The organism is Streptomyces sp. NPDC059256 (genome assembly GCF_042753785.1).
GTDB lineage: Bacteria > Actinomycetota > Actinomycetes > Streptomycetales > Streptomycetaceae > Streptomyces.
On the sequence record NZ_JBHYZO010000004.1, the window covers coordinates 497,218 to 523,938 of the forward strand.

General features: G+C 67.8%; 26 protein-coding genes and 1 pseudogene. 10 read left to right on the forward strand and 17 right to left on the reverse strand.

The genetic code is table 11. From position 1 onward, the window contains the following. The 4 genes and pseudogenes from ACFXJL_RS13660 to ACFXJL_RS13675 form a co-directional block, all read right to left on the reverse strand. A pseudogene (locus ACFXJL_RS13660) lies at positions 1-459 on the reverse strand (hypothetical protein); the annotation flags it as partial. 116 nt (positions 460-575) lie between these two features. Further along, a complete protein-coding gene (locus ACFXJL_RS13665; protein ID WP_384692022.1) occupies positions 576-2,876 on the reverse strand; it encodes a lipopolysaccharide biosynthesis protein in 2,301 nt (766 codons plus the stop codon). Next, positions 2,869-4,140, reverse strand: a complete 1,272-nt coding sequence (locus ACFXJL_RS13670) for a DegT/DnrJ/EryC1/StrS family aminotransferase (protein ID WP_384692163.1) — start codon at positions 4,138-4,140, stop codon at positions 2,869-2,871. Before ACFXJL_RS13670 ends, ACFXJL_RS13665 begins: the two co-directional genes overlap by 8 nt. Before the next feature lie 170 nt (positions 4,141-4,310). Beyond that, positions 4,311-5,288 carry an RNA polymerase sigma factor SigF gene (locus ACFXJL_RS13675; protein WP_358880029.1) on the reverse strand — a complete coding sequence of 326 codons (978 nt, stop codon included), beginning with the start codon at positions 5,286-5,288 and terminating at the stop codon, positions 4,311-4,313. A 431-nt stretch (positions 5,289-5,719) separates the two neighbouring features. Between ACFXJL_RS13675 and ACFXJL_RS13680 the strand changes: the two genes are divergently transcribed. Together ACFXJL_RS13680 and ACFXJL_RS13685 are read left to right on the forward strand one after the other, a co-directional pair. Further along, positions 5,720-6,088, forward strand: a complete 369-nt coding sequence (locus ACFXJL_RS13680; RefSeq protein ID WP_329019897.1) for an STAS domain-containing protein — start codon at positions 5,720-5,722, stop codon at positions 6,086-6,088. A 229-nt stretch (positions 6,089-6,317) separates the two neighbouring features. Next, entirely contained in the window at positions 6,318-6,809 is a 492-nt protein-coding gene (locus tag ACFXJL_RS13685) for an ATP-binding protein (protein WP_358880030.1), read from the forward strand. A gap of 470 nt (positions 6,810-7,279) precedes the next feature. On the opposite strand, the gene ACFXJL_RS13690 is transcribed toward ACFXJL_RS13685, so the two are convergent. After that, positions 7,280-8,779 (reverse strand): peptide MFS transporter, encoded by a 1,500-nt coding sequence (locus tag ACFXJL_RS13690; protein ID WP_384640344.1) that lies wholly within the window; start codon positions 8,777-8,779, stop codon positions 7,280-7,282. Between the two features lie 498 nt (positions 8,780-9,277). Here ACFXJL_RS13690 and ACFXJL_RS13695 point away from each other — a divergent pair, with 498 nt between their 5' ends. The 3 genes from ACFXJL_RS13695 to ACFXJL_RS13705 all read left to right on the forward strand — a co-directional run bounded on the left by ACFXJL_RS13695 (position 9,278) and on the right by ACFXJL_RS13705 (position 12,753). Beyond that, positions 9,278-9,955: a response regulator transcription factor gene (locus ACFXJL_RS13695; RefSeq protein ID WP_250920445.1), complete on the forward strand. Its 678-nt coding sequence runs from the start codon at positions 9,278-9,280 to the stop codon at positions 9,953-9,955. Positions 9,956-10,933: 978 nt separating this feature from the next. Beyond that, positions 10,934-11,284, forward strand: coding sequence for a hypothetical protein (locus tag ACFXJL_RS13700; protein WP_358880031.1), 351 nt, complete (start codon positions 10,934-10,936; stop codon positions 11,282-11,284). A gap of 200 nt (positions 11,285-11,484) precedes the next feature. After that, the gene (locus ACFXJL_RS13705) at positions 11,485-12,753 is read left to right on the forward strand and encodes an ATP-binding protein (protein WP_358880032.1); all 1,269 of its coding nucleotides are present in this window, start codon (positions 11,485-11,487) and stop codon (positions 12,751-12,753) included. Positions 12,754-12,852: 99 nt separating this feature from the next. Here ACFXJL_RS13705 and ACFXJL_RS13710 read toward each other — a convergent pair whose 3' ends face one another. After that, positions 12,853-13,482 (reverse strand): GtrA family protein, encoded by a 630-nt coding sequence (locus tag ACFXJL_RS13710; RefSeq protein WP_384640349.1) that lies wholly within the window; start codon positions 13,480-13,482, stop codon positions 12,853-12,855. A gap of 141 nt (positions 13,483-13,623) precedes the next feature. On the opposite strand from ACFXJL_RS13710, the gene ACFXJL_RS13715 reads away from it, so the two are divergent. Genes ACFXJL_RS13715 through ACFXJL_RS13725 form a run of 3 tightly spaced genes read left to right on the forward strand, consistent with a single transcriptional unit; the run spans position 13,624 to position 16,590 of the window. Then, complete coding sequence (locus tag ACFXJL_RS13715) at positions 13,624-14,769, forward strand: 5-(carboxyamino)imidazole ribonucleotide synthase (RefSeq protein ID WP_383537472.1); 1,146 nt, start codon at positions 13,624-13,626, stop codon at positions 14,767-14,769. After that, on the forward strand, positions 14,766-15,302 hold the full coding sequence (gene purE, locus ACFXJL_RS13720; RefSeq protein ID WP_383537374.1) for a 5-(carboxyamino)imidazole ribonucleotide mutase: 537 nt from the start codon (positions 14,766-14,768) through the stop codon (positions 15,300-15,302). Before ACFXJL_RS13715 ends, purE begins: the two co-directional genes overlap by 4 nt. 7 nt (positions 15,303-15,309) lie before the next feature. Next, positions 15,310-16,590, forward strand: a complete 1,281-nt coding sequence (locus ACFXJL_RS13725; RefSeq protein ID WP_384692030.1) for a dipeptidase — start codon at positions 15,310-15,312, stop codon at positions 16,588-16,590. An 81-nt stretch (positions 16,591-16,671) separates the two neighbouring features. Here the strand turns inward: ACFXJL_RS13725 and ACFXJL_RS13730 are convergent, their stop codons facing one another. The 3 genes from ACFXJL_RS13730 to ACFXJL_RS13740 form a co-directional block, all read right to left on the reverse strand. Then, on the reverse strand, positions 16,672-16,986 hold the full coding sequence (locus ACFXJL_RS13730) for a hypothetical protein (protein ID WP_358880037.1): 315 nt from the start codon (positions 16,984-16,986) through the stop codon (positions 16,672-16,674). A 146-nt stretch (positions 16,987-17,132) separates the two neighbouring features. Next, positions 17,133-17,492 (reverse strand): VOC family protein, encoded by a 360-nt coding sequence (locus ACFXJL_RS13735; protein WP_384692033.1) that lies wholly within the window; start codon positions 17,490-17,492, stop codon positions 17,133-17,135. A 201-nt stretch (positions 17,493-17,693) separates the two neighbouring features. Next, entirely contained in the window at positions 17,694-19,031 is a 1,338-nt protein-coding gene (locus tag ACFXJL_RS13740; RefSeq protein ID WP_358880039.1) for a UDP-glucose/GDP-mannose dehydrogenase family protein, read from the reverse strand. A 158-nt stretch (positions 19,032-19,189) separates the two neighbouring features. Here ACFXJL_RS13740 and ACFXJL_RS13745 point away from each other — a divergent pair, with 158 nt between their 5' ends. Together ACFXJL_RS13745 and ACFXJL_RS13750 are read left to right on the forward strand one after the other, a co-directional pair. Further along, the gene (locus ACFXJL_RS13745) at positions 19,190-20,356 is read left to right on the forward strand and encodes an acyl-CoA dehydrogenase family protein (RefSeq protein ID WP_358880040.1); all 1,167 of its coding nucleotides are present in this window, start codon (positions 19,190-19,192) and stop codon (positions 20,354-20,356) included. Positions 20,357-20,873: 517 nt separating this feature from the next. Next, the gene (locus ACFXJL_RS13750) at positions 20,874-21,053 is read left to right on the forward strand and encodes a hypothetical protein (protein ID WP_384692036.1); all 180 of its coding nucleotides are present in this window, start codon (positions 20,874-20,876) and stop codon (positions 21,051-21,053) included. A gap of 62 nt (positions 21,054-21,115) precedes the next feature. Here ACFXJL_RS13750 and ACFXJL_RS13755 read toward each other — a convergent pair whose 3' ends face one another. The 8 genes from ACFXJL_RS13755 to ACFXJL_RS13790 form a co-directional block, all read right to left on the reverse strand. Continuing rightward, complete coding sequence (locus tag ACFXJL_RS13755) at positions 21,116-21,583, reverse strand: hypothetical protein (protein WP_384692167.1); 468 nt, start codon at positions 21,581-21,583, stop codon at positions 21,116-21,118. 91 nt (positions 21,584-21,674) lie between these two features. Next, positions 21,675-21,899: a DUF397 domain-containing protein gene (locus ACFXJL_RS13760; RefSeq protein WP_383537361.1), complete on the reverse strand. Its 225-nt coding sequence runs from the start codon at positions 21,897-21,899 to the stop codon at positions 21,675-21,677. 534 nt (positions 21,900-22,433) lie between these two features. Continuing rightward, complete coding sequence (locus ACFXJL_RS13765) at positions 22,434-23,264, reverse strand: helix-turn-helix domain-containing protein (protein ID WP_384692038.1); 831 nt, start codon at positions 23,262-23,264, stop codon at positions 22,434-22,436. Beyond that, positions 23,261-23,785 carry a DUF6879 family protein gene (locus ACFXJL_RS13770; protein WP_384640367.1) on the reverse strand — a complete coding sequence of 175 codons (525 nt, stop codon included), beginning with the start codon at positions 23,783-23,785 and terminating at the stop codon, positions 23,261-23,263. Before ACFXJL_RS13770 ends, ACFXJL_RS13765 begins: the two co-directional genes overlap by 4 nt. Then, on the reverse strand, positions 23,769-23,960 hold the full coding sequence (locus tag ACFXJL_RS13775) for a hypothetical protein (RefSeq protein ID WP_384692041.1): 192 nt from the start codon (positions 23,958-23,960) through the stop codon (positions 23,769-23,771). Before ACFXJL_RS13775 ends, ACFXJL_RS13770 begins: the two co-directional genes overlap by 17 nt. A gap of 810 nt (positions 23,961-24,770) precedes the next feature. Beyond that, entirely contained in the window at positions 24,771-25,619 is an 849-nt protein-coding gene (locus ACFXJL_RS13780) for a helix-turn-helix transcriptional regulator (protein ID WP_358880043.1), read from the reverse strand. A 24-nt stretch (positions 25,620-25,643) separates the two neighbouring features. Next, positions 25,644-26,174 carry a DUF6879 family protein gene (locus ACFXJL_RS13785; protein ID WP_384692044.1) on the reverse strand — a complete coding sequence of 177 codons (531 nt, stop codon included), beginning with the start codon at positions 26,172-26,174 and terminating at the stop codon, positions 25,644-25,646. After that, positions 26,149-26,406, reverse strand: a complete 258-nt coding sequence (locus tag ACFXJL_RS13790; protein ID WP_384692047.1) for a hypothetical protein — start codon at positions 26,404-26,406, stop codon at positions 26,149-26,151. The genes ACFXJL_RS13785 and ACFXJL_RS13790 overlap by 26 nt, the downstream gene beginning before the upstream one ends. Between the last annotated feature and the right edge of the window lie 315 nt (positions 26,407-26,721).

The window sequence follows — 26,721 nt, forward strand, 5'->3', positions numbered from 1 at the left end:
GGCTGCCTTCTGTGCTGACTTCTGCGCTGCTTCCCGTGCCGCTTTTTGTGCTTCGCGGAGGTCGGCGACGGAGAGGGCCATGGTGGATTCGTTGGGTCGTTCCTCGGTGGGTTCTGCTGCCTTTGGGGTGGTTGCTGTGCGCTGTGTTTTGCGGAGGTCGGCGACGGAGAGGGCCATGGTCGACTCGTTGGGCCGCTCCTCGGCGGAATCCCCTTCCGGCCGATCGTCCTTCGACGCCGGCCGGGTCGTTGCCTGCTGCTCCTGTGCCGGCTCGGCCCCTGCCTTCGCCCCGTCCGTCGAGTCGCCCTCCGGTTCGGTCTTCAGGACGTCTGTCGGCCCGTCCTCAGCTTCGGCTTTCCCTTCGGCCTTCGGTTCATCCTTCGGTTCGTCTTCCGGTTCGGCCTTCCGCTCCGCCGACGCCTTCTGCGCCTTGCGGAGGTCCACGACGGACAGCGCCATCGTGGACTGGTCCTGTGCGGGTGCGTCGCTGGGCTCGTCAGGGACACGTTCGCCAGGGGGTGCCACGGGTTTCCCGGTGTCAGTGGCTGGTTGTTGCACGGTTCACCCCAGGTAGCTCAGTTCCTTGACGGCGTACTACGCGCCGCGCGTATGCAGATGAGTGCCAATGCCGCACAGGTAAGGATCAGCTGAAGCGGCAGTGCAACGGGTGCCAGCGGGCGCTGGAGTGCCCAACCACACACCGCGAGCAGCCAGAGGACCCCCCACTGGGCCGGCACCGGAAGCTCCAGGCCGCGTGCCAGTGCCAGCACCGCCACCAGGCAGAACAGTTGGCAGACGGTCGGCAGCCAGCGCAACAGGGGCTCGGTGCTCTCCATCCCCCCGGCCGACGCGAGGAAGCGTGCCAGTGTCTCGTACCACGCGCCCTCCACCGGCTCCGGTTCCCAGCCGAGCACCGCGGGAGCGCTGTGCAGCGCGGCGAAGGTGGCCAGCATTCCGGCGCCCAACAGCCATGGGCGCGGACGCAGCAGGGAGAGCGCGGCGCTGTGCACCACGATCAGCAGTACGCCCGCGGTCAGGGTGATGGGCGGCAGCGCCTTCATCAACTCGGTCCCGGAGAGTTCGCCCCCGGTGACGTTCGGGGCCCGGAACAGCGGTGCCCAGAACAGTACGGTCGCCAGCCCCAGCAGCACCCAGAGCGTCAGCGCGATCCGACCTTCGGCCGCATCGCTGACCGACACCTGTGTACTGGCGGCCCGCTGCTGTGCGGCCTGTTGCGCGGTCCGGTCCGGTACGTACATGGGGATGCCGAACGCCGGTGTCGCGGTGTCGTCGTGCACACCGCGCAGGTACGCCGTCTGGCGGGCCCAGTCCTCGCCGTACTCCTTGGCGTACTCCTCCGCCGCCGCCTCGCGGCGCTCGGCGGCCTTGCGGGCCCAACTGGTGCCGTACTCGACGTCCGGTTCGGCGTCCTTGCGCAGTGAGCGGGCGAGGCGGCCCAGCACCTTGGCGGTCCGCGAAGGCGCGGGCTCCCGGCCGACGAGCGTGGCCCGCAGCCCCGGTGCGGACACGACCGCCATCAGCAGCATCGAGCCGAGCATCGCCCAGCCCGCGCCGGAGATGCCGACCGGGCCGAGCAGCATCGCCGCACTGCCCAGCACCAGCGCGCACATGGTGCACTGGAGCGCGGCGAGCATTCCGGTGCGGCCCTGGACGCGCAGCACGCCGATGTACAACTCGACGGCGACCCGGGGCAGCGCTGCGGCGGCCAGCAGCCGTAGGACAGTGGTGCCGTTCTCGGCGTAGGCGGCCCCGAAGGGGGCGAGGATCAGTGGGGCGAAGAGCACCAGGAACAGCACGACCGGCACCAGCAGCAGCGCCATCCGGCGCAGCGCCCCGCGTACGCCGGCGGCCAGTGTCTCGGGGCTGTGCGAGGCGTGCGCGGTGAGCGACGAGGCCATGTTGATGGCCATGAACTCCATCGTGCCGCCGACCGTGTACGCGATGTAGAAGAAGCCGTTGTGTTCGGCGTCGAAGTTGACGGCGACCATCACCGGCAGCAGGTTGATCATCGCCAGTGAGAACAGCGAACCCACCGAGTCACCGGCGAGGAAGCGGCCGATCTCCTTCATCCGCGGCGGCTCGCGGTCCCGGTCGGCCGCCGCCTGCTGGGGTATCAGCTTGCGGAAGATCAGCCAGGCCAGTGGGAACACCGACAACACCATGGCCGCCGCCCAGGACACGAAGATCCCCAGCACGGGCAGGGTCGCGGCGAACGCGGCGAGCAGCAGCAGCTTCCCGATGGAGAAGACCGCGTTGCCGACCGGTACCCACACGGCCTTGCGCAGACCGGTGAGCACTCCGTCCTGGAGGGTCAACAGCGCCCAACCGACGCAGGCCGCGATGAAGAAGAGTCCGGGCCCGACGCCGTCGAGCGGTTCGTACGAAGGCCCCCACAGGTCGAGCGTGAAGAGGAAGACCACCGATGCCAGACAGACCACGAGCGAACTGGCCAGGTAGGTGCGCCACACCAGCGGACCGGTTGCGCGTCCGGCGCGCGGTACGTAGCGCACCACCGCGCCGATCATGGTGGTCGCGGTGATGGAGGCGAGCAGTCGCATCGCGGCGATCGCCGCGGAGCCCTCACCGACGGCGTCCTTGCTGTAGTAGCGGGCGGCGACGAGCCAGAAGCCGAGCCCGAGCCCTGCGGAGACTCCGGTGGAGAGCATCAGCATGTAGGCGTTGCGGAACATGGAGTCTCCGCTGCCGCCTTCTGCGTCCCCGGCCGCTTCTCCCGCGGCCGGCTCCGGGATCTCTCCCGGGGGCCGCGGATCGTGCACGTCGGGTGGGCCCGGGTCTACCGGGGCGTCCCCGGGGCCGGAACTGGACGGCTTGTGCAGTCGGGTGATGTCAGCCACCGGTCTCGCCCTGGGTGGCGGGGTGTCCCGCCGCGGTCCTCGGGTGCGGTGCTGCGGTGTTGCGTAGACCTGTCGCCACCTCCGTGGTCCGGCTGGTGCCGCCGGACGGTTCGGTGGGGTGGGAGGCATCGGGCGCGGGTGGCGCCGGTCGTATGCCGGACCGGTGCAGTATCGACATGACCTGCTCGGCGCGGAGCGGATCGACGGGCAGTGCGTGCCGCGCGAAGTAGTCGGCGCTGCCGGGCGCCGGCGAGGGGTCGGTGAACGCCTCGCCCGCATAGGTGTCGAGCGGCGGGTCGTAGAGGTATCCGGTGGTGATCCGGTGCCGGGCGAGCGCGGTCATGGCCGCCGTCCGGTCCTCCACCAGCAGGGGTACGCGAAAGAGGGGCTGGTGGGGTCCCGAGTGCGGGGCCGCCCAGCGGGAGGCGGCGAGGCGTTCCGTACCGCTGCGGCAGGCGTCCAGCCTCGGTTCCAATCGGTTGAGCAGTCGCTCGGTGCGCCGTAGGCGCGTCCTACCCGGGCTGAGTCGGTAGTCGTGCATGTCCACTCGTATCCAGGAGTCGAAGTCGTCGAGCGCGGGGGCGACCGCGACCGCTTCCTTCAGCTCGCCGGGCCGCAGTGCCATTCGGATGTCCTCGCGCTCCTCAAGGCCGAGCAGCCTCAGGGCGGCCCGGGCCGCTCCCGTGAGCCGCAGTCCCCGCACACCGGCCTCGGCGTACGGTCGCAGGCCGTAGGTCAGTTCCGCCGTCAGCCGCGTCGGCTGGAGGAGTTCGTCCCGGGCCCGCTCAAGTGTCCCCCGCAGCGCCGGATCGGCGATGGCGAGGAAGCCGCCCGTTTTGGCTCCCGTGTGTTTGGAGAGGCTGAAGACGGACGCGTCACCAAAGCTTCCCACGGGCTGGCCCGCCACCTCGCTGCCTATGGCGTGTGCGGCGTCCTCAAGGAGGGGGATGCCGAGTCGGTCGCAGCGGGCCCGCAGTTCGGGTGCGGGGTCGGGATTTCCGTAGAGATTGGTGGTGAGCACGGCCGAGAGACCGGACCACAGTGACGCGGGCACCGCGTCGACGTCGATCGAGGCGTCGTCGGCGCGCAGCGGCGCCTGCACCGGGCGTAGTCCTGCGGCGAGGACGACGAAGAAGATCACATCGTCGTTGACGGGTGACATCAACACCCGTCCGCCCGGCGGGCACCAGTGGCGCAGCGCGATGTAGAGCCCCAAACGGCATGACGGCACATACAGACATTCTCTGCCCAGGCGTCGGCGCATCAGCTCTTCCAGTGCTGAGTACGCGGACGGGCAGCCCTCCCCAAGAGCCATTATTGTCCCCCCATTGATGCGGGCTCAATGGGAACCGATCCAGCCAGCCTCGTCAACATGAGGAAGGGCCCCTTCCCTAGGGGAAAAGGCCCTGTCCCGGGAGGTCGCGAGGGGGGTGTTCACTCATCGAGTGTGAGCCCTTTGCGCAGCTTGGCGAGGGTTCGGGAGAGCAGTCGGGACACATGCATTTGAGACAGGCCCAACTCTTCGCCGATGTCGGACTGTGTCATGTTTGCGACGAAACGCAGGGAGAGAATTTTACGGTCCCGTGGCGGAAGGGTTGCAATCAGCGGCCTGAGGGATTCGATGTACTCGACGCCTTCGAGTCCATGGTCCTCGTAGCCGATGCGATCGGCGAGGGTGCCCTCGGTGTCACCGATGTCCTCGCCGTCCGACTGGGCGTCCAGCGAGGCGGCCGTGTAGGCGTTGCTGGCGACCATGCCTTCGACGACCTCGTCCACGCCGAGGTCGAGGTGGGCGGCGAGTTCGGCCGTGGTCGGGGCCCGGTCGAGCCGCTGTGAGAGCTCGTCGCCCGCGCGGGCCAGTTCGAGACGGAGCTCCTGGAGTCTGCGGGGGACGCGCACCGACCAACTGGTGTCGCGGAAGAACCGCTTGATCTCGCCGACGATCGTCGGCATGGCGAAGGTGGGGAACTCCACGCCGCGGTCGAGGTCGAACCGGTCGATCGCCTTGATCAGGCCGATCGTGCCGACCTGGATGATGTCCTCCATCGGCTCGCTGCGGGAGCGGAAGCGGGAGGCGGCGAACTTGACCAGCGCCAGATTGAGCTCGACGAGGGTGTTGCGGACGTACGCGTACTCGTAGGTGCCTTCTTCGAGGTGTTCCAACCGGGCGAAGAGGGTCTTCGACAGGGCTCGCGCGTCCAGCGGTGCCATCTCGTCGAAGGGGGCGTCCCCGTTGATGTCGCGGCTTCCGGTGATTTCCGTGGCCGAGGGGGCGTCGGCCTCGTCGAGCTCCACGCCGTGGGCGGCTTCGGCGCGGGCGGGCCGGCCCGGGCGTTCCACCAGGGCGGTGCCGACGCGGGGTGCGGCGGGGACGTCGGGGCGTCGGGGGTGGTGCGGGGTGGGGGCTGACATGGGTCTCCTCCATCGTGCTCGGCACAAGGCTGCCGATGCCTCTACATGCGCTGCGGTGAGCGGCGCCTCCAAAGCCGTCGTGGGGGTTGGTTCTCGTGGTCCCTTCCAGACCTACCCGCTCCCCCGGGGGCGTTGCAAGTGTCAAATGTCCGAAATGCTTGGTTTGTTGGGGAGTTCTGCTGGCCGAGTCCCGTGAAGGAGGCGTAATGTTCGAGGGAAGCCGCCGTGATGAGTCGTATGACGTCGCGGTGGTTCCGCACCGGACACCACCGGTCACGCGGTCGGCGCCTCGCCGTCCTGCGGACCGGCCGGCGAAGGCCCGCGGGAAAGCGGAGGCGGGCTGTGGCACACGCCATGGCCGGTGCCGCACGACGGACGGCTATATCCGGTGACACGGCTCACACGGCTCACACGGCGAAGTAGGGACGGACATGGATCGCGGGACGGTCGGTAGCGCGAATCGTGGCCGACTTCAGGTCGAGGTTCGGACCGAGGGCGGCAGTGAAGTGGTGCGGCCGGCGGGTGAATTGGATCACCACACGGCCGACCTGCTGAGTGTTCCTCTGGACGAGGCGCTCGCCAAGGGGCGGTCACGCCTGGTCGTGGACTGTTCCGAACTGGAGTTCTGCGACTCCACCGGGCTCAATGTGCTGCTCGGTGCGCGACTCAAGGCCGAGGCGGCCGGGGGAGGGGTCCATTTGGCCGGCATGCTGCCCGTTGTGGCGCGGGTGCTGGAGATCACCGGAGCAGAAGCGGTCTTCACCGTGCATGACACGGTTGAGGACGCTCTGGCGAGCTGAGTGCCCTATGCGGTGGATGTGGCGCATGCGCCGTCCGCGCGGTGAGATCCGCTTTCGGCGTAGTGAGTGTTGTCACCACGCGACAGGGCAGGAGAACCCCCGCGGGGCCACGCGAAGGTCCGCCGTCCGGCACTCTGAATGTGTGTGCGGCGGCGCTCTGACGCGCGGCGGCCACGCTGACCTGATGAGATACGAACGCGAACTGGTGAATCGGTGAGGTGAAGCGCTGATGAGCACCACCCGGCCGCAGCAGCCGGGCGACCTCGGCCCCGAGTCGGAGGACGTCGTTGGCGCTGCTTCCGGCGTACCCGGTGGGCGGGTGCGCACCCTTGCCCTGGGGAGCGCCAGCGGCATTGTTCCGCTCGCCCGGGACTTCACGCGCCAGGCGCTCTACGACTGGGGCTGGTTGCCCGCAGCCACCGCCGATCGCCGCGCGGCAGCCGAGGATGTGCTGCTGGTCGTCTCGGAGCTGGTCACCAACGCCTGTCTGCACGCCGAGGGTCCCGAGGAGCTGAAGGTGGGCTGCGACGGCAAGGTGCTGCGGCTGGAGGTCTCCGACCGGGGAGCCGGCCAGCCCGCGCCCCGCACACCGCACCGCGCCGGCCGTCCCGGTGGCCACGGCATGTTCATCGTCCAGCGGCTCTGCCTGGACTGGGGCGTCGTCCGGGTGCCCGGTGCGCCGGGCAAGACAGTATGGGCGGAGCTGGCCGCGCCCGCCTGATCCCGACTCATCCAGGGGGCCGTCCGATCCCGCGAGCCCCGCCTGACCTTGCAGTCCCGCCTGGTCTCGACTGATCCAGTGGTTCCGTCTGCATTCCCGCCGTCCGGTCCGGGCGGCGCACGTCCGTTGCCGAGCACGCCGCCGAGGCGTGCTCTTTCGGCTTCTCCGGCATCCGGTTGGACGTATCCCCGCCCTGCTCGCACCGGTTTGACGAGGCGTTCCGGCTGCTCCTCCTTACACCGTGGGCTCTCCTCCGTACGCCCTGGACTGCTCCTCCGTACACCCTGGAGGGACACCAGCACCCGACTCCATGGACGGTGGGGCGGGCTGGGTGCCGCGGACCGAACCGCTCCCGTCCGGTCGGTGGACGTCAGCCAAGAAGGCCGCCGTCCGGAGTGATTCCGGATCGACGGCCCTCTCGTACGTATGAGATCAGCTGCGGACGGTCCGTACCCGTCCACCGTGGATCGTCAGTTCACGCCTCCCATGAGCGGCTGCACCTTGCGCCGCCACATGAAGATCGCCACACCGGCGAGTACGGCGACGACGCCCTGGCTGGCGAACCATCCCTGCGTGTCCGTGGACGCGCCCAGCAGCTGCAACAGGGCGATGACCGAGTTGCCCGCCGTCATGGCGAGGAACCAGACGCCCATCATCTGGGACGCGTACTTCCGCGGGGCGAGCTTGGTCGTCAGCGACATGCCCACCGGGGAGAGGCACAGCTCACCCACGGTCTGCATGAAGTAGACGCTGACCAGCCACATCGGCGACACCTTCACATCGCCCGTGGCCACCCCCTGCGCCACCATCATCACGAAGAAGGAGCCGCCGACCATCAGCAGGGCGAAGGCGAACTTCGACAGGGTGCTGGGCTCCTTGCTCCGCCTGTACAGGGCCACCCAGAGCATGGCGAACAGCGGCGCGAGCGTCATCACGAACAGCGGATTCAGCGACTGGAACCAGGTGGTCGGGAACTCGAAGCCCAGCAGGGTCGCTTCGGTGTTGTCCTTCGCGAAGAGCGCGAGCACCGAACCTGTCTGGTCGTAGATCGCCCAGAACGCGGCTGCGGCGATGAAGAACCAGATGTAGCCGGACATCCGGGACCGCTCGACCTGGGTCAGATCCTTGTCGCGACGGATCTTGAACAGGTACCACGCGGGCAGCAGCAGACCGAGGATCGTCAGCGGCCAGAGCACCCAGTCCACGGTGAAGGCGCCGGTCAGACCGACGATCGCATAGGCGGCTGCGGCAACGGTGACCCAGATCAGACCCTTGCGCAGCAGCGCTGCCCGCTCTTCGGCGGACGCCGGCGAGGGGACCTGGTTGGAGTCGGGGCTCAGATGCCTGAAGCCCAGGAAGAAGAAGACCAGACCCAGCGCCATGCCGACGCCGGACATCGCGAACGCCAGGTGCCAGTCGACGTTCTGGCCGACCGAGCCGATCGTCAGCGGGGCGGCGACGGCACCCAGGTTGATGCCCATGTAGAAGATCGTGAAGCCACCGTCACGACGGGGGTCGCTCCGGTCGGGGTAGAGATGGCCCACCATCGTGGAGATGTTGGACTTCAGCAGACCCGAACCCGCGGCGATGAACGCCAGTCCCACGAAGAACATCGCGTCCACCGGCACGGCCAGCATGAAGTGGCCGCTCATGATGATCACGCCGGCGATGGCGGTCGCCTTGCGCGCACCCCAGACGCGGTCGCCGAGCCAGCCGCCGGGGAGCGCCAGCAGATAGACCATCGCGTTGTAGACGGAGTAGATCGCGACAGCCGTCGCGGTCTTCATACCGAGTCCGCCCTCGACCACTTCCGTGGAGAGGTAGAGGACGAGCAGCGCCCGCATCCCGTAGAAGCTGTAGCGCTCCCACATCTCGGTCATAAAGAGGAAGGCCAGTCCGCGGGGGTGGCCGAGGAAGGTCTTCTCGGTACCGGTGGAACCGGTCGAGTCCTTCGTCAGGCTTGACGCCATGGTCGATCCTTGCGTGCTCGGGACGCACCGCTTCGTGAGCGGTCGAGCGCCCGGTGGGGGGTGGCCGGCACCGGTACGAGACTGCCCCGCCCCACGCCAAGGGGCTGCTCCGGCTGGGTTGGCCGCAGTTGCAGGGACAGTACGCACCGGGATCCACGCCCCGAATGCTTCTTGCGCTCAGGGCCCGGCCCACAGGTCATTCACTGTCTTCGATGCCGGTATTTCCGGCTTCGAGCACAGAAAGAGACCCTTGGATTCACTGCCGCGCTCACTGCTAGCTGCTTGCGCGCAGGCCAAAGGTCTCCGTGTAGTGCTACAGGCGTAGTCGACACCATACGACACGACACAACGCAATACGAAAGCGCTGGAGAGCTGGATCACAGGCGATCTTGGAACCGCAGTCGCTGATTCCAAGGTCTTCAGCAAGATCCACTCATAGACCCGCAGGGGTTCCGCATCGCACCCCGGTTCGAACGCCCCGCGGACTACCATCACTCCATGACGCGTGTACTGCTCGCCGAAGACGACGCATCCATCTCGGAGCCCCTGGCTCGCGCGCTGCGCAGGGAGGGATACGAGGTCGAGGTGCGCGAGGACGGACCGGCAGCGCTGGACGCCGGACTCGCGGGCGGTGTCGACCTGGTCGTCCTCGACCTCGGACTGCCCGGCATGGACGGCCTGGAGGTCGCCAGACGGCTGCGGGCCGAGAAGCACACGGTCCCCATCCTGGTGCTGACGGCCCGCGCGGACGAGGTGGACACCGTGGTCGGTCTCGACGCCGGCGCTGACGACTACGTCACCAAGCCGTTCCGGCTGGCCGAACTGCTGGCCCGTGTCCGGGCGCTGCTGCGCCGCGGCGCGACCGAGCCCGCGCCCCCGCCGGCCACGCACGGCGTGCGCATCGACGTCGAGTCCCACCGGGCCTGGATGGGCGATGAAGAACTCCAACTCACGGCCAAGGAGTTCGATCTGCTGCGGGTACTGGTCCGCGACGCCGGTCGGGTCGTCACCCGCGACCAGTTGATGCGCGAGGTCTGGGACACCACCTGGTGGTCCTCGACCAAGACGCTCGACATGCACATCTCCTGGCTGCGCAAGAAGCTCGGCGACGACGCGGCCAACCCCCGCTACATCGCCACGGTTCGGGGTGTGGGCTTCCGCTTCGAAAAGAGCTGAGCCGCATCTGCGTGATCCGATCTGGCGGGCCGGACGGTCGGGATCTGGCGCCTGACGGATAGAGCCACCTCGCACGGGGCGGGGGCTCAGTCCGAGGAGCACCCCATGCCACCGACAGCACCCGACTTCGGCCCGCACTTCGACCCCTACGCGTTGTACGAGCCCCAGCGCGACGGCGATCCCACGGCCAAGCCGGGGGTCCTGTACTTCCGTGACCTGCTGTTGGCCGCCTGCCCCGGCACGCCCGACCTGGGGATCGGCCGGGCCTGCGGCAGCGGCGGCCAGAGCGGATCCGGCGGGCGGCGTCACCCACCGCTGGCAGACCGCCACGGGCACCCGCTCACCGTGGACCGGGCTGGGCCGACCTGCACCGGGGGCCGCGGGCCGCCCGTGTGCGGTGGTCGGCCGCCAGGCCACAGTTCGCCGTCTTCTTACGGGGGGAGGACGGCGAGCTGTGGCACACCTGGCAGTCGGGGGCGGGGGAGAGGGCCCCGGACGGGGGCTTCCGGGCGGCGGGTTGGCGGGTGATCCCTCGGTGGCGCTGGGTCGGCATGGTTCGTCGTCGGTGTTTGCGCATGATCCGGGGGTCGGATGCCCCAGACCTGACAGCGCGGCCCGGAACACGGCTTCGTCTGGAACGACCGCTGGGTCGACAGGGAGGGCGCCCCCGTCCTCGACCCACTGCTCTCCGCATCCGCATGCGCCTCCGCCGAGGCCACCCACCAGCCCGGTCTGAGCCGAGTGAGCGATCCCACCGAGCAGACACCCCGTCCGGACCCAGCCGGCGGGGTGTCCGGCATTGCGCCCGCAGCCCTGCCGACCTTGTTGACCTCGACGTACGTCGCCGGACGCCCTACTGCGCCGAACGGGCGACAAGTGATCGTTTCCGCACCCCGAGGAGGTGGGCCGGGGCGATCGCGCGGGGTAGTCCCCCGGCGTCCCTGCTCATCCGGGACCCCCGAAGGACAAGGAGCACCCGTGCGACCCCGTACCTCAGCCGCCGCCGTAGCCCTCGGAGCGCTCGCCCTCGTGGTGCCGCTCGCCTCCCCGGCCGGCGCGGCAGTCGGCAACTTCCACTACCGGTACACCGGTCTGAACGGACAGCCCCAACCGGGTGTGCTCGTCGATCCGCCCAGCCAGCGGTGCGTGGTCATCCCCGAAGCGGCCAACCCCGGCTCCTCGTCACCCGCCTTCGGGCCGCGCAACGACACCGGCTCCGTCGCCATCGTCTACACCGAGCCCGACTGCACCGGTCAGTCCTTTCGACTGCGCCCCCACGGGGAGCAGACCACCGACCGGCTCCAGCTCCGCTCGGTGATCTTCAGCTGAGCGAACGGGAGCCCGCCCGCCCCGGCTCGCGCCACCCCCAAGGCGCGCGCCGGGGCTTCCCGCGACACCCGGAGCGAGCCCCGCCGTGCCCCCGCTCACCAGGGCGTACCCAAGAAGTGCCCTCAGGAGGGCAAAGGACCGGGAGGGCCGCGCGCCGGCGCATAGGCTCAAGGAGCCGTCACCCCACCCCGGAGGGCCCCTTGCGCCGACGACTCATCAACTCCACCCTCGCCGTCGTCCTGGTGGTGATCGGCGTCTTCGGCGTCTCGCTCGTCCTTGTCGAGACCCGCACGATCACCAGCAGCGCGGAGCAGAGCGTCAAGGCCGAGGCCCTTCGGCTCGCGAACATCGTGGACAGCCGGATCATCGGCGGGGAGCCCCTCAACAGCGCCGTCCTCGCCAAACAGGTCGGCGGGGGACGGTACGTACGGATCGAGATCCCGGGACGGCCCGACATCGAGGTCGGCGACCGCCCCCGCGGCAGCGTGATCCGCAGCGAGGCACAGGGGCAGCGCGAGGAGACCGTCATCGTGGAGGAGTCACGCTCCTCCATCACCCGTGAGGTGGGGCGCACCCTGCTCATCATCGGCGGGGTCGCGCTGGTCGCGGTGATCGCGGCGATCCTGCTGGCCGTGCGGCAGGCCAATCGGCTCAGCTCGCCGCTCACGGACCTCGCCGAGACCGCCGAGCGCCTCGGCTCCGGTGACCCCCGCCCCCGCCATCGTCGCTACGGGGTGCCCGAACTGGATCGGGTCGCCGACGTCCTCGACGCCAGCGCCGAGCGGATCGCCCGGATGCTCACCGCCGAACGCAGACTTGCGGCCGATGCCTCGCACCAACTCCGCACCCCGCTGACCGCCCTGTCCATGCGGTTGGAGGAGATCTCGGCCACCGACGACCCCGAGACGGTGAAGGAGGAGGCCAACATCGCCCTGACCCAGGTGGAACGGCTCACCGATGTGGTCGAACGACTGCTGACCAACGCCCGCGACCCGCGCACCGGCTCCGCCATCGTCTTCGACCTCGACGAGGTGGTGAAGCAGCAGATCGCCGAGTGGCGCTCGGCCTACCGCAGCGCCGGCCGTGCCCTGGTCTGCTCGGGCAAACAGGGGATGCGTGCGGTGGGGACCCCCGGCGCGGTGGCCCAGGTGCTCGCGGCGCTCATCGAGAACTCGTTGATGCACGGTGGTGGCACGGTGGCGCTCCGTACGCGTGTCACCGGCAACCAGGCGGTGATCGAGGTGACCGACGAGGGGCCCGGCGTGCCGGGAGAGCTGGGGGCAAGGATCTTCGAACGGGCCATCAGTGGCCGAAACTCCACGGGCATCGGGCTGGCGGTCGCCCGGGACCTCGCCGAGGCGGACGGCGGACGGCTGGAGCTGTTGCAGCAGCACCCGCCCGTGTTCGCGCTGTTCCTCAGCCGGGTGGCACGCAAGCGCAAGGACAACAGCTATCTGACCGTGCGCTGACGGCTGACGGCTGACGGCTGAGGGCTGACGGGCACCGGGCGCCGGATGCAGGGGCCGGCGCCCGGCGTGGGTGAAGTGGGCGGATGCGGGTCCCGGTCGCTAGCTGCGCGGGCCCACGGCGTCCGGCTCGGCCGAGCGGGCCTCCTGCCCCAGCTTCTCCAACTCCAGCTCCTCCTCCAAGGAAGGCGCCAGAGCCTGGTCGATGGGGATGCCCGGGCACGCCTCGCCCTGCGGCTTCACCACGCGGTACGCGGGATCGGCAGACACGGGCTCCGGCTGTTCCGGCTCCCGGTCGGGCAGCGCACGGAAGACCCAGGTGCGGTACGACCAGAACCGGAAGAGGGTGGCGATCCCGATGCCGAGGAACTTGAAGAGATTGCTCTGCAACGAGCTGTCCCAGCCGAAGCCGTAGGTCGCGACGTACAGGATGCCGTTCTCGATGACCATGCCGATCAGGCTGAACACCAGGAAGAGCGAGAGCTCGCGCGTGCGTCCGCTCTTGTCGCGGTCACGGTAGGTGAAGTACCGGTAGCCGAGGTAGTTGGTGATGATGGCGACCGCGTTGGCGATCAGCGAGGCCCGCACCACGGGGATCTCGGTGGTGGCGCGCACCAGGTTGAAGATCGCGAGGTTGACGATGACACCCGCGCCACCCACCGCTCCGAACTTGGCGACTTCACGCAGGAGCTGTTGCAGCTGCCCGCGCAGCGCACCGCCTCGTTCACTCATAGTGAGAGTCCAGCCCCATCAGATCGGTGTCGTCAACCCAGTCATGCTAACCACCCTTGCGTGCTCCCGCCCGGGGACGCCGGTGATGGTGTGGCGAGGCCGTGACACGCTCGTTCGGCGTTCGGGTGCGACAGATACCCTATAAGGGTGACGTTCCCGGTAGTCGGCATGGTCGGTGGCGGTCAGCTCGCCCGTATGACCCACGAGGCGGGCATCCCCCTCGGCATCCGTTTCAAGCTCTTGAGTGACACCCCGCAGGACTCTGCGGCCCAGGTGGTCAGCGATGTCGTCATTGGCGACTATCGCGATCTGGGCACGCTGCGTGAGTTCGCGCGGGGCTGCGACGTGATCACTTTCGATCATGAGCATGTTCCGATCGAGCATCTGCGTGCCCTGGAGGCTGAGGGCATCCCCGTACGGCCGGGACCTGCCGCGCTGGTCCACGCCCAGGACAAGGGCGTGATGCGGGCGCGGCTCATGGAACTGGGCGTGCCCTGCCCCCGCCATCGGATCGTGACCGATCCGGCCGATGTCGCGGCCTTCGCCGACGAGGTCGGCGGCTTCCCCGTGATCCTGAAGACCGTGCGCGGCGGGTACGACGGCAAGGGCGTCTGGTTCGTACGGACCGCAGCCGATGCGGCCGACCCCTTCCGTGCCGGTGTGCCCGTGCTCGCCGAGGAGAAGGTCGACTTCACCCGCGAGCTGGCAGCCAATGTCGTCCGCTCCCCGCACGGTCAGGCCGTCGCCTACCCGGTGGTGGAGTCCCAGCAGGTCGACGGCGTCTGCGACACCGTCATCGCCCCCGCGCCCGACCTCGATGAGGAACTGGCGGGCCGGGCCCAGCAGCTCGCCCTGAAGATCGCCGCAGAGCTGGGCGTGGTCGGTCACCTCGCCGTCGAGCTCTTCGAGACGCCCGACGGCCGGATCCTCGTCAACGAGCTGGCGATGCGCCCCCACAACTCGGGCCACTGGACCCAGGACGGCGCGGTGACCTCGCAGTTCGCCAACCATGTCCGGGCCGTACTCGATCTCCCGCTCGGAGATCCCCGTCCCCGTGCGCCCTGGACGGTGATGTGCAACGTCCTCGGCGGGGACTATCCGGACATGTACGCGGCGTATCTGCACTGCATGGCCAGGGACCCCCAGCTCAAGATCCATATGTATGGCAAGGACGTGAAGCCCGGCCGCAAGGTCGGTCATGTCAACACCTACGGCAACGACCTCGCGGACGTCCGCGAGCGCGCCCGCCACGCAGCCGACTACCTCAGAGGAACGATCACCGAATGAGCACCTCCGCACCCGGCCCGCTCGTGGGCATCGTGATGGGCTCCGACTCCGACTGGCCCGTCATGGAGGCCGCGGCCCAGGCCCTGACCGAGTTCGAGATCCCCTTCGAGGTCGACGTGGTCTCCGCACACCGGATGCCGCGCGAGATGGTCGCGTACGGAGAGCAGGCGGACGCCCGCGGCCTCAAGGTGATCATCGCGGGTGCCGGGGGAGCCGCCCATCTGCCGGGCATGCTCGCTTCCGTCACCCCGCTGCCCGTCATCGGCGTGCCCGTACCGCTGAAGTACCTCGACGGCATGGACTCCCTGCTGTCGATCGTGCAGATGCCCGCGGGCGTCCCCGTCGCCACCGTCTCCGTCGCCGGCGCCCGTAACGCGGGACTGCTGGCCGCCCGCATCCTCGCCACCCACGACTCCGAACTGTTGAACCGGATGCGTGAGTTCCAGGACGAGCTGAACGAGCAGGCCACCGACAAGGGCAAGCGCCTCCGCGCCAAGGTCGAGGGCACTGGTTCCTTCGGCTTCGGGAAGTAAAGACGACATGCCAAACGATACGAACGGTACGCACGGCGACCCCGAGAACCCCGAGGGCGGTGAGAACGGCCAGGAGGTGCTCACCCTCGCCGACGCCCCGGACCCCGCACATCTCGCCCGTGCCCTGGAACTGCTCGGCGACCATCCGGTCGTCGACGGCCACAACGACCTGCCGTGGGCCCTGCGCGAGAAGGTCCGCTACGACCTCGACCAGCTCGACATCTCCGCTGACCTCACCGGCAGCCTCCACACGGACCTCCCCAGGCTGCGCGCGGGCAAGGTCGGCGCCCAGTTCTGGTCCGTCTACGTCCGCTCCGGGATGTCCGGCGACGACGCGGTGAGCGCCACACTGGAGCAGATCGACTGCGTACGCCAACTGCTGGACCGCTATCCCACCGAACTGGCCCCCGCACTGACCGCGGCGGACATGGAGGCCGCACGCGCCGAGGGCAGGATCGCCTCACTGATGGGAGCGGAGGGCGGCCACTCGATCAACAGCTCCCTCGCCACCCTGCGCGCGCTGTTCACCCTGGGCGTGCGGTATCTGACGCTCACCCACAACGACAACGTGCCCTGGGCCGACTCCGCCACCGACAGCCCCGGCGTCGGTGGCCTCTCGCCCTTCGGGCACGAGGTCGTCCGGGAGATGAACCGACTGGGCATGCTGGTTGACCTCTCCCACGTGGCGCCCTCCACCATGCGCGACGCCCTGGCGACGTCCACCGCCCCGGTGGTCTTCTCGCACTCGTCGGCGCGGGCGATCTGCGACCACGTCCGCAATGTGCCGGATGACGTACTGGCGCTGCTCCCGTCCAACGGCGGGCTCGCGATGGCCACCTTCGTACCGAAGTTCATCCTGCCCGAGGCGGTCGACTGGACCCTGGCCGCCGATGAGAACCTGCGCAGGAACGGCTTCCATCCGCTGGACATGTCCGCGGAGGCGATGAAGCTCCACGCAGCCTTTGAGGACGCCAACCCCCGTCCGATCGCCACCGCACACACGGTCGCCGACCACCTCGACCACATGCGCGAGGTCGCGGGCATCGATCACGTGGGAATCGGCGGTGACTTCGATGGGACGGCGTTCACCCCGGCCGGGCTCGATGATGTCGCCGGCTATCCGAACCTGATCGCGGAGCTGCTGCGCCGAGGCTGGTCCGAAGCCGATCTGGCGAAGCTGACCTGGGGCAATGCTGTACGGGTCCTCGGGGACGCCGAGTCGGTTGCCCGCGACGAGCAGTCCCGCAGGGGGCCGTCGGTGGCGACCATCGGGCAACTGGACGGGTGAACGACGGTGGGGGTGGGCCAGCCGCCCACCCCCACCGCACCGATCGTGCAGAGCCGCGTGGTCGCCCCAGGATCCCGACGGTTACTCGGGCACGGCATCCGCGGGCTCAGCGACCCCGGCGCCCGGCTGATCCGAGTCGGAGACCAGCTCCGCGATCTGGATCATGTACGCGTACGTCGAAATCCGGTTCCGGATCCTGATGAAGTAGGAGCGGTCGGAGACCCGGAACACCTCTCTCCGTCGAACCTTCACCCTGTCGGTGAAGGTGTTCGCCACGCTCAGCAGGGCGTCCAACGCGTCGTCCTCGGTGCCCTCGACCTCCCGGGCGATCTTGGTGTCGCAATTCATGGTCGAGACACCCTGCAACGGGGTGGCCAGGACGATCCATCTGCTCATGGTGGTTGCGGTCCCCTCGTGCGGTCGCTTGCGAACGACTCCAGTCTGCACGTTCACCGCTTGCCCGCGGAGCGCCCATTCGCCAACCGCCGCTGCCCGGCGCCCACTTGGCGATGCGGTACACCTCCTGGCCGAGGGGGTAGTGCTCAGTCGGCGCAGAGGCAGAACGGATGCCCCGCGGGGTCCGCGTAGACGCGCCACTTGCGGTTCTCGGTGCCGTCCAGCAGGGTCGCGCCCCACGCCAGCACCTCCCGCTCCGTCGCTTCCAGATCGGTGACCGTCAGATCGAGGTGGATCTGCTGGGCGCCGGTCGATGACGGCCACGGCGGTGGGACGTGGCCGGGAGCCAGTTGGAAGCTGAGCGGCACTGCGGAGGAGCCCGCCAGATCCACCCAGTCGTCGCCGTCTGCGGTGATCTCACCTCCCAGCAGTCGCTGGTAGAAGCCCGCGAGCGCGATCGGGTCCGGACAGTCGAGGGCGATGGTGCGGAGCGCAGCGATGGCCATGGGGTTTCTTGTCCTCTCGTTCAGTGAGCAACGGCTCGTTCGGTGAGCACCGGCCTCACGGTCGTCGACAGGGCGATACAGCCGGTTCAGCCGGTACCCGTCCTGCCGTGGGCGACGGACTGATCCGGCACCTCGACCTTCGCGGAACCGGGTGTCCCAACGGTGATGCCTGCCCCGGTTCCCCGGTGTCGAACGGGGGGATCAAGCGGTCGGACGCCCCATCGCGCGGTACGTCCAGCCCGCCTCGCGCCACTTCACCGGATCGAGGGCATTGCGCCCGTCCAGCACGATCCGTGCGCTCGCCACCTCGCCCAGCTCCGCCGGGTCGAGCTCACGGAACTCACGCCACTCCGTCAGGTGCAGCACCGCGTCCGCACCGCGCACCGCCTCCAGGGCCGTCTCCGCGTACCCCAGGGTCGGGAAGAGGCGCTCGGCGTTCGCCATGCCCTTCGGGTCGTAGACGGTGACCTGGCCCCCCTGGAGGTGGATCTGCCCGGCCACATTGAGGGCCGGGGAGTCGCGTACGTCGTCCGAGTCGGGTTTGAAGGTGGCGCCCAGGACCGCGATCCGCTTTCCGAGGAACGACCCGCCGCCCACGGACTCCCGGGCGAGCTCCACCATGTGCCCGCGGCGACGCATGTTGATGGAGTCGACCTCCCGGAGGAAGGTGAGGGCCTGGTCCACGCCCAACTCGCCGGCACGCGCCATGAAGGCCCGGATGTCCTTGGGCAGACAGCCGCCCCCGAAGCCGATCCCGGCCCGCAGGAACTTGGACCCGATGCGCTCGTCGTGGCCGATGGCCTCCGCCAGCTTCACCACGTCACCGTCGGCGGCCTCGCACACCTCGGCCATGGCGTTGATGAAGGAGATCTTGGTGGCGAGGAAGGAGTTCGCCGAGGTCTTCACCAGTTCGGCGGTCGGGAAGTCCGTCACCACGAACGGGGACCCCTCGGAGATCGGCGTGGCGTACACGTCCCGGAGTAGCTTCTCCGCGCGCTCGCTCGCCACACCGGCGACGATCCGGTCGGGGCGCAGGGTGTCCTGCACGGCGAAGCCCTCGCGCAGGAACTCCGGATTCCATGCCAGCTCGACGTCCTCGGCCGCCTGCTCTGCCAGCAGTTTCGCCAGCCGAGCGGCGCTGCCGACCGGCACGGTCGACTTGCCGACGACCAGGGAGCCGCGCTTCAACTGTGGGGCGAGCGAGGAGAAGGCGGCGTCCACGTAACTCATGTCGCAGGCGTACTCTCCGTGCTTCTGCGGGGTGTTCACACAGACGAAGTGGACATCGCCGAACTCGCCGACCTCCTCCCAGGACGTTGTGAAGCGCAGCCGTCCACTGGATCCCTCGATGCCGACGACATGGCTGGCCAGCAGCTCTTCCAGACCGGGCTCGTACATCGGCACTCTGCCGGCGGAGAGCATCTCGATCTTCTCGGGAACGACATCGAGCCCCAGCACCTCGAAACCCAACTCCGCCATGGCCGCGGCGTGGGTCGCCCCGAGGTAGCCGGTGCCGATCACGGTGATCTTGAGGGCCATGGGTGCTCCAAACAGCTCTGAGGGACGCGACCCGAGCATAGTCGGGCACCTCCGAGGGCAGCTTTGCCCCTGTCGCGTAGCTCACGTACGCCGGGGGGAGAGGCACCACTAAAATAGGTTACTTAACGGTAGTTAGCTTCTTTGGGGAGTGACAGAACGTGGCCGGATCGACCGGGAGCTCAGAGTTCGACCTATACCGCCCGTCCGAGGAGCACGACATGCTCCGGGACGCCATCCGCGCCTTGGCCGAGGCCAAGATCGCCCCGCACGCCGCTGCCGTTGACGAGGAGTCCCGCTTCCCGCAGGAAGCGCTGGACGCCCTCACCGCCAACGACCTGCACGCGGTCCACGTACCCGAGGAGTACGGCGGCGCCGGCGCCGACGCGCTGGCCACCGTCATCGTCATCGAGGAGGTGGCCCGGGTCTGCGCCTCGTCCTCGCTGATCCCCGCCGTCAACAAACTCGGCTCGCTCCCCCTCGTCCTCTCCGGTTCGGAGGACCTCAAGAAGCGCTACCTCGGCCCGCTCGCCAAGGGCGACGGGATGTTCTCGTACTGCCTCTCCGAACCCGACGCGGGCTCGGACGCGGCGGGCATGAAGACCCGTGCGGTGCGCGACGGGGACTCCTATGTCCTCAACGGCGTGAAGCGCTGGATCACCAACGCGGGCGTCTCCGAGTACTACACGGTGATGGCCGTCACCGACCCCGACAAGCGCTCCAAGGGCATCTCCGCCTTCGTGGTCGAGAAGTCCGACGCCGGGGTCTCCTTCGGCGCACCGGAGAAGAAGCTCGGCATCAAGGGCTCCCCGACCCGCGAGGTCTACCTCGACAACGTCCGCATCCCCGCCGACCGCATGATCGGCGCGGAGGGCACGGGCTTCGCCACGGCCATGAAGACCCTCGACCACACCCGCATCACCATCGCCGCCCAGGCACTGGGCATCGCGCAGGGCGCCCTCGACTACGCCAAGGGGTATGTCAAGGAGCGCAAGCAGTTCGGCAAGCCGATCAGCGACTTCCAGGGCGTCCAGTTCATGCTCGCCGACATGGCGATGAAGTTGGAGGCCGCCCGCCAGCTCACCTACGCGGCGGCAGCCAAGTCCGAGCGGGTGGACGCCGACCTCACGTTCTTCGGCGCCGCGGCCAAGTGCTACGCATCGGACGCGGCCATGGAGATCACCACGGACGCCGTCCAACTGCTCGGCGGCTACGGCTACACCCGCGACTACCCGGTGGAACGCATGATGCGCGACGCCAAGATCACCCAGATCTACGAGGGCACGAACCAGATCCAGCGGATCGTGATGGCGAGGAACCTGCCGTAGCAGGGTTTTTGCAGGTCAGTGACCCTGTGGCCCGGTCAGGGAAGCTGGCTCGGGTTCCGGTCTGTTCGAGCCCGTTCCGGGGTGATCCTGGGCGTCATACTGGGGAAATCCTGGGCTGACACTGGGACTGAAACCACCTCTGAGCTGCACAAACACTACGGCCCCCGGCATCATGCCGGGGGCCGTAGCCATGGCCTTGCTCAGGCCACCCCCACACGCCCTGGTTCTTGATGTGTCTCCGCAGTATCGAAGGCCACGTTGGGCGGCAGTGGCACGACACGCCCCGGCTCTTCTGCGTCGCGTGCCTTGATGTGGCGTCGGTGTAGTGCGCTGTTCTTGCCGGACTCGGATTCGCCATCCTCCGCGATCTGGAAATCGACGCGTAGTACCTCTGGCTTGAAGTCGATCTGCCAGAGCACGGCCCTGTACGGGGGCGGAGCCCCGTCGAGCATCGCCAGGACTTCCCGAGTCGTCAGCCGCCCGGCCGTGCTCTTGTGCTCGCAGGGGGAAGGGAACCGTGCTCCGGGCCGCGCTTCACGTCCTTGACAAGTCTCTGGGCCGCTTCCTCGCCACCCACACCACCTCCGGGATCACCTCCGGCGCGAGCATGGTCAACCACTTGTGGGAGCAGCAGCAGACGGCCACCGCCCTCTGGTCCCCGATTCTCCCGGATCTTGAAGTCCATCGCACCCCTTGAACTGGGGTGCTGCAACGACCACTGGAACGGAAGCAAGGGCCGGGGCTTCTTTGTTGATTCGACTACTCGACTGGGCAAGCCAGTTCAGAATGGGAACGATTCGGGGCGCACGTCACCACTGCCAGGGACAGATACGAGGGACGTTCGAGGTAGAAGCCGTACGACACATCAGCGCCCGAGTGCAGTTGTGCCGCAGCCGCGTTCACTAGTTGTGCCAGATGAGTCGTTTCCCGCTCCCTCTCGGAAGCGAACCGGGGCGCGTGGTCGGCCAGCCGCTCCCCGAGCCAGACTGCCGCCTCCTTCGCCTCTTCCCACGTGCCACGAACTAAGGAACGGGGCTTGATGAGCCAGTACGCCGTTTCGAGGGGCGGTAGGCCAACGTTCGGGAACTCCGCCGTGACCTCCCGATACCTCTGGATCAGTTCCGGCTTGCTTCCGGCCGGGGGCGGATCGGGATGAGGGGGCCGCCGTAGGGCCTCGTCGTCGAAGCGCTCTTTCGGGCCGGTCCACAAATAGCCGTGGTGGTGCACGAGTCGTTCCCGTTTCGAGAAGTGCCAGCCGGGCACGGGCACGGGCCCAGGGACGGGGGATAGACCCGGCCCGGCTGACGGAGAGGGAGGATCAGACGTTCAGGCCGAACCGCGCCGGGTCGATCCCGGCCGCGTCCAGTTCCTCCGTGGTGAACCGCAGCGGCTGCGCGTCCGGCCGCTTGCTGTCGCCGAGGGCCCAGGCGTCGTCGCCGATCCGGGCCAGGGTCACGCACCCCTCGGTACAGGGGCCGCCGCACGCCTTCACGAACGAGGCCCCGCCGATGTCGAGCCCATACAGGTCGGTTCCGTTCAGCATTACTGCACCTTCCTGCTCAACTAATCGCGGCCATGGCTGACCGCCGCCGCCCATTCCGGGCGGGAGTTCAAGGGAGGAGAGGGAGAGACTTCAGCGTCCGGAACCTTGGCCGCGTTTCCGTGCAGCGCCAGCACTCGCATGGCGGCCAAGCGCTTGTGAGCAACGGCGGAAGATCGTCCGTCGTGGCCACGGCTTGCTCCGGCCCCAGGTCTGCCCTGAGTCGCGAGGGACCCGCATGCTCATCAGGGGGCGGTCGGCGAAGAGCCTTGAGTCTGTTCCTTGTTCATGACGCGTGCGCCTCTGCGTGGTGCTGGCGCATCCGTACGTTGGCGTTGGATACGGCGCTGTAGTCGAACGTGGAGCGCGCGTTCGCGCGGGCTACCGATATGGACAGGCAGTCAGCGCAACCGGGTTTGGGTGACGGCTCACGAGGTGGCTCCGACAGGCACGTTCGTGCTGTCGTGTGGGTTCCAGGATCGGAAGTTCTCTCTTCGCTCTCCATGGCGCCATCTTCGGCGGGCCACGGATGCGGCTCTAGCCTGTTTCCTGTTCCCGCAAAAAGTCATCGCGGATACCTTCGACCAGACCCCGCATGTGGTCACCTGACAATGCCACTCGTTCGAATCTCTCGAACTTCTCGACGTAGAGGCCAACGTCCCTTGGGTCCGTCACGACTACCTCAGCGTGGACGGTCTCAACCGTGACCATTCGATCGTCACGGATGACGAACGCATGATTCGCAATGTCGCGCTGCTGAATCCGCAACGGGACTATGCGGATGTCCACATGAGGCAGGCGGGAAAAGGAAACGATTCGGTCGAGCTGTGCCGCCATGATCTGTGGCGGGACAATGCGCCACCGCAGGACAGGTTCTGTGATTACGAACCGCAGCGACTTGGCGTTGTCGTAGAGGACCGCTTGACGTTCAAGCCTGCCGTTGATCGTCCGGGAGAGAGAGTCCTCACTCAGATCATGCCGCTGGAGGACGGCACGGATGTACTCCGGTGTCTGGAGCAGCCCCGGCACCAGGGCCGGTTGGAACAGCCGGAGCGTGGACATCTGGGCCTCAAGGGCCTTGGCGGCTTGCTGGCCCTTGTGGACTCCGATGCGCTTCAACAGGCGCCATGCCGTCGCTTCCGTTGCCGATGCCCGCGCAGCCTCGGTGTACTCCGCCTTCACCTCGTCCGAGACGCCGATGGCGGTCAGGATGCGCTCTACGTCCGTCGCGCTGGCCGCGAGCTTGGCATTCTCGATCTTGGAAAGCTTGGACGGAGACATGAGGGCGCTGCGGGCCACTGCTTTGGCTTCCTTGCCGGATGCCACTCGCAGGGCCCGCAGCGCGGCCCCAAGCTGTGCCCTGTTCACGCCCCGTGCTTGGCCCACCATTCGGTGAACGGCTCCGCGTGCGCCAGTACCAAGTCACGGTGCCCGGCGAATTCCGGCGCGCGTTCCGGCGGCAGGACTTCGGAACCCAGGTACTTTCCGGTGCCGTCGTAATTCATGACGGCCACGGACTCGGAGTCGAAGAGCCAGAAATCAGGTACGTTCTCTAGGGGGTTCGGCCTATCGGTGATGTCGAGCATGAAGAACTCCTCACCCCCTGACATGTTCTTCTGATACCCCCACCCGAGTTCGAACCTAAGATAGTCAGTGAGCGGGCGCCTCAGAATGTGAACCCGGTAGACTCGTTTCCCTTTTCCGGTGTGTGAGCGGAGTTCTTCGACCCAGCCCGCGTTGTAGTCGTCCGGCTGCGGTTCCCCGGCCAGGAACGCGTGATAGGCGTCGACGTTCCCGGACCTGCTGTAGTCGTCCAGGGTTTCCAGCCTGAACGCCTCACGCTCGAACGCGTCGAAGAGGTCGCCGAGGGTCCTAGATGAGGTTGTCACGGATTGCCTTCTGGATCAGTTCCACCGGAATCTCGACGAGGGTTTCGTGAGCGGGAATCTGAAGCCCGTGATCGGTCGGAGTCTCGCCCTGCACCAGCAACGTGCCGCGATCCGTCGCGTAGATCGTCGGGCAGTCCTTGATGTCGCACGTGCTGATCAGCTTGGTGACCTTCATGGTCCTGGTTCCCCCTCGCGTGCTGCTGCCAGCACCCCGCGTGTGGCTCGATGCTCCCGAGGGTGAGGTGCGCGGGTCAAGCGATCACGGTTGATGGAACAAGAAACCGCGTAACCCGCCACGAGCCCGCTCGTCTGCCGCGCGGCGTGTGGTGGCGCCTCTGTTACGGCGCTTACCAGGGCTGACTGCCGACGATCATGGGAAATACTGGGGAGACCCCTCCAGGGAGGGGTGTCCGTGCAGGTCAGAACCGTATGGTCGGTAAAGCACCCAGATCTACGAGGGCACGAACCAGATCCAGCGGATCGTGATGGTAAGGAACCTGCCGTAGCGGCCACCATCCGCTCGGCGAGGGCCTTCAACGGGGTTCCTCCGACTCTTCCGGTATGGGCGGGAAGCCCGGGAGTCGGAGGAACCCCTCATCTCCTCGCGGACGGGTTGAGTCAGAGGGCGATCGTCCGGTAGATCGCCACTGAGCTGGGCCGAGGCCACTCGACCATCAGCCAGGGCTTCCTTCGCTGCTTCGACTACTCAGGCGGGCACAGCAGTTCCGGACTCGATGTCCCCCAGGGGCAAGGTGCACGTACGTAGCGGTTTCGGGGAACTGAGGGTTGCCATGCGCAGGGGATTCGGCGGTGTTCGCGACCCGTGTACGACCGTAGCTCCGGTGCCTTTGCGTTCTTCGTCCTCGCCATGCCGCCCCCTCAACACACATACACACTGTGCGTTGCCCGCAGTCACTCGGTGTGAAGACGACGTTAGGAGGGTGTCTCCCCGGTATCCAGATTCTTGCACCGACTTGCACACGAACTAACCGAGAGACGTAATCGCTTCCGAGATCAGAGCCCGGGCGGGAGCGCCGTAGGAAGCGAGCTTGGACAGCTCTGAGAACGCCTTGGTGTAGGTGGCAACCTCGCTGGGCGCTGTGACGTTCACCGCGGCCGTCAGCAACTCCACGCTCGCTTGACGGCCGTCGAACAGGTAGAAGGCTTCCAACGGCCAGACGAGCCGCTGCGCAGTGAACGGGATGACCCCGACGCTCACATTCGGGAGAGCCATGACCGCCAACAGATAGCCAAGCTGTCCTGCCATGGTCGCAGCGTCGCCGATTCGGTAGCGGAGCACCGTTTCTTCCAACAGCAGCGCGAAGCGGTGGTTGCCGCCGTGGAGCACGCGCGAGCGTTCGATCCGGGACGCTGCCGCCGTCTCCGAGTCGTCAGGGGTGCCTTGAAAGACGGCAATGGTCGATAGCAGGGCTGCCGCGTACGCCTCGGTCTGGAGCATGCCCGGCATCACGTTCGAGCAGTACACGCGGAAGTGGCGGGTCTGCTCGTACAGGGGGACGACTTCTTCCTGCGCCCGGCGCATGCCGTGGCGGTGCAGTTTTTGCCAGTGGACGTACATCTGGTCGGCTTGGCGGTTCGCGGCGATCAGGTCGTCGATCTGGTCTTCAGCTCCGCATGCTTTGCACCAGGCGCGGATGTCAGCGGCCGATGCAGGTGTCTTGGCCCGCTCGATGCGTGAGGACTTCGCGGGACTCCAGCCGCACCGAAGAGCCAACTCATGCCCGGTCAGCTCCGCGTCCTTGCGCAGCCCCCCGAGGCGCGCGGCGATGGCTTCGCGGGCGGCCTGGGCGCTGGACGAGGGGGACGCAGACATGAGTGGGCTCTTCGTTCCGTCAGTTCAGACCGTGAACTTCTCGTGCGGGACACCGCGCTCCCAGACTGCCTCGAATGCAGCGGAGGCCAGTCGTGCCACAGCGGGTTCGGAGCGAACCTCCCAGCCAGGCTCAGACCAGTTCCCATCCCCTGAGAAGTGATTGAAGAGAACGATCTTGCCGTCGAACACCCAGCAGTCGTTTCCGGGAAGTGCGATGTCCGAAGCCTGCCGCCGCGGAAGCCAGCGGATCTGCTCCCCAGCATGAAGATTGACCGTGCTGCCGGCATGCTCATAGCGGATGTAGTCCGATACCGGTTCCGATACGACTCGGGCGCGGCGGACGGCCACGCCTCGGGCCACGGTGCTGCGCATCAAATCGACCCACGGCGCCCAGTAGGTGGATGCGGGATCTATGTCGCGTCGGCCCGTGCGCTTCCAGGTCTCGAAATCCCTGGCCTCGTCCCCAACGCCGTACCAGTCGCGCAGCTCCAGGTGCACAGCCGAGTGCTCGGCTGCGGCCAGCAGTTCGTCAAAACCCGGCTCGTTCTGCGACATCGCACGCCTTCCTGAGTATCGGCACCATACGGGCCGGAATCCGAATCACGGCTTCGTGCGGCGGGATGCCCGGAGTGTGTCCGAGAACCTCGAACGCTGCGCACTCCGCTTCCAGCTTCTCGTCGGGCTTCCAGCCCTGGAGCACCAACTCTCCCTTTTCCTCGTCCACCCATACGGTGGGGGAGCCCTGCTGCCCGGTGTCCGGATCAATCCCGATGAACCGCAGTGCCATGGCTGCCTCCGGTGTCGAGTGGCTTGCGCCAACTTGCACAAGCTTTGTTGTGACGGCACATCAGAGTCGAGGGTCGGGAACAGTCCTGAGCCAGACTGAAACAGCGGCCCTCGCCCTGAAGGGGGAAGGCGCACTAGCGAGCATGGGAAATCCCTGGGTAGCTGTGTTCGGTGTGGTGCTGGCCGGGGCGGCGTAGAGCGCCCAGGTCCACGAGGGCGCAGAGTCCATCAGGGCGCAGAGTCCACGAGGGCGCAGACCAGATCTACCGGATTGCTCCGGCGAGGTGGTGGAGGGACTGCCGTGGCGAATCGCCCG

Coding starts and splice junctions, on each gene's coding strand:
- ACFXJL_RS13670 (WP_384692163.1), bottom strand. CDS start 4,140: ATGCGCCGACGCCTGGGCAGAGAATGTCTGTATGTGCCGTCATGCCGT.
- ACFXJL_RS13775 (WP_384692041.1), bottom strand. CDS start 23,960: ATGAAGGTCACCAAGCTGATCAGCACGTGCGACATCAAGGACTGCCCG.
- ACFXJL_RS13730 (WP_358880037.1), bottom strand. CDS start 16,986: ATGAGCAGATGGATCGTCCTGGCCACCCCGTTGCAGGGTGTCTCGACC.
- ACFXJL_RS13675 (WP_358880029.1), bottom strand. CDS start 5,288: ATGTCAGCCCCCACCCCGCACCACCCCCGACGCCCCGACGTCCCCGCC.
- purE (WP_383537374.1), top strand. CDS start 14,766: ATGAGCACCTCCGCACCCGGCCCGCTCGTGGGCATCGTGATGGGCTCC.
- ACFXJL_RS13685 (WP_358880030.1), top strand. CDS start 6,318: ATGAGCACCACCCGGCCGCAGCAGCCGGGCGACCTCGGCCCCGAGTCG.
- ACFXJL_RS13760 (WP_383537361.1), bottom strand. CDS start 21,899: ATGCTGAACGGAACCGACCTGTATGGGCTCGACATCGGCGGGGCCTCG.
- ACFXJL_RS13735 (WP_384692033.1), bottom strand. CDS start 17,492: ATGGCCATCGCTGCGCTCCGCACCATCGCCCTCGACTGTCCGGACCCG.
- ACFXJL_RS13785 (WP_384692044.1), bottom strand. CDS start 26,174: ATGTCGCAGAACGAGCCGGGTTTTGACGAACTGCTGGCCGCAGCCGAG.
- ACFXJL_RS13710 (WP_384640349.1), bottom strand. CDS start 13,482: ATGAGTGAACGAGGCGGTGCGCTGCGCGGGCAGCTGCAACAGCTCCTG.
- ACFXJL_RS13690 (WP_384640344.1), bottom strand. CDS start 8,779: ATGGCGTCAAGCCTGACGAAGGACTCGACCGGTTCCACCGGTACCGAG.
- ACFXJL_RS13790 (WP_384692047.1), bottom strand. CDS start 26,406: ATGGCACTGCGGTTCATCGGGATTGATCCGGACACCGGGCAGCAGGGC.
- ACFXJL_RS13780 (WP_358880043.1), bottom strand. CDS start 25,619: ATGTCTGCGTCCCCCTCGTCCAGCGCCCAGGCCGCCCGCGAAGCCATC.
- ACFXJL_RS13680 (WP_329019897.1), top strand. CDS start 5,720: ATGGATCGCGGGACGGTCGGTAGCGCGAATCGTGGCCGACTTCAGGTC.
- ACFXJL_RS13740 (WP_358880039.1), bottom strand. CDS start 19,031: ATGGCCCTCAAGATCACCGTGATCGGCACCGGCTACCTCGGGGCGACC.
- ACFXJL_RS13695 (WP_250920445.1), top strand. CDS start 9,278: ATGACGCGTGTACTGCTCGCCGAAGACGACGCATCCATCTCGGAGCCC.
- ACFXJL_RS13725 (WP_384692030.1), top strand. CDS start 15,310: ATGCCAAACGATACGAACGGTACGCACGGCGACCCCGAGAACCCCGAG.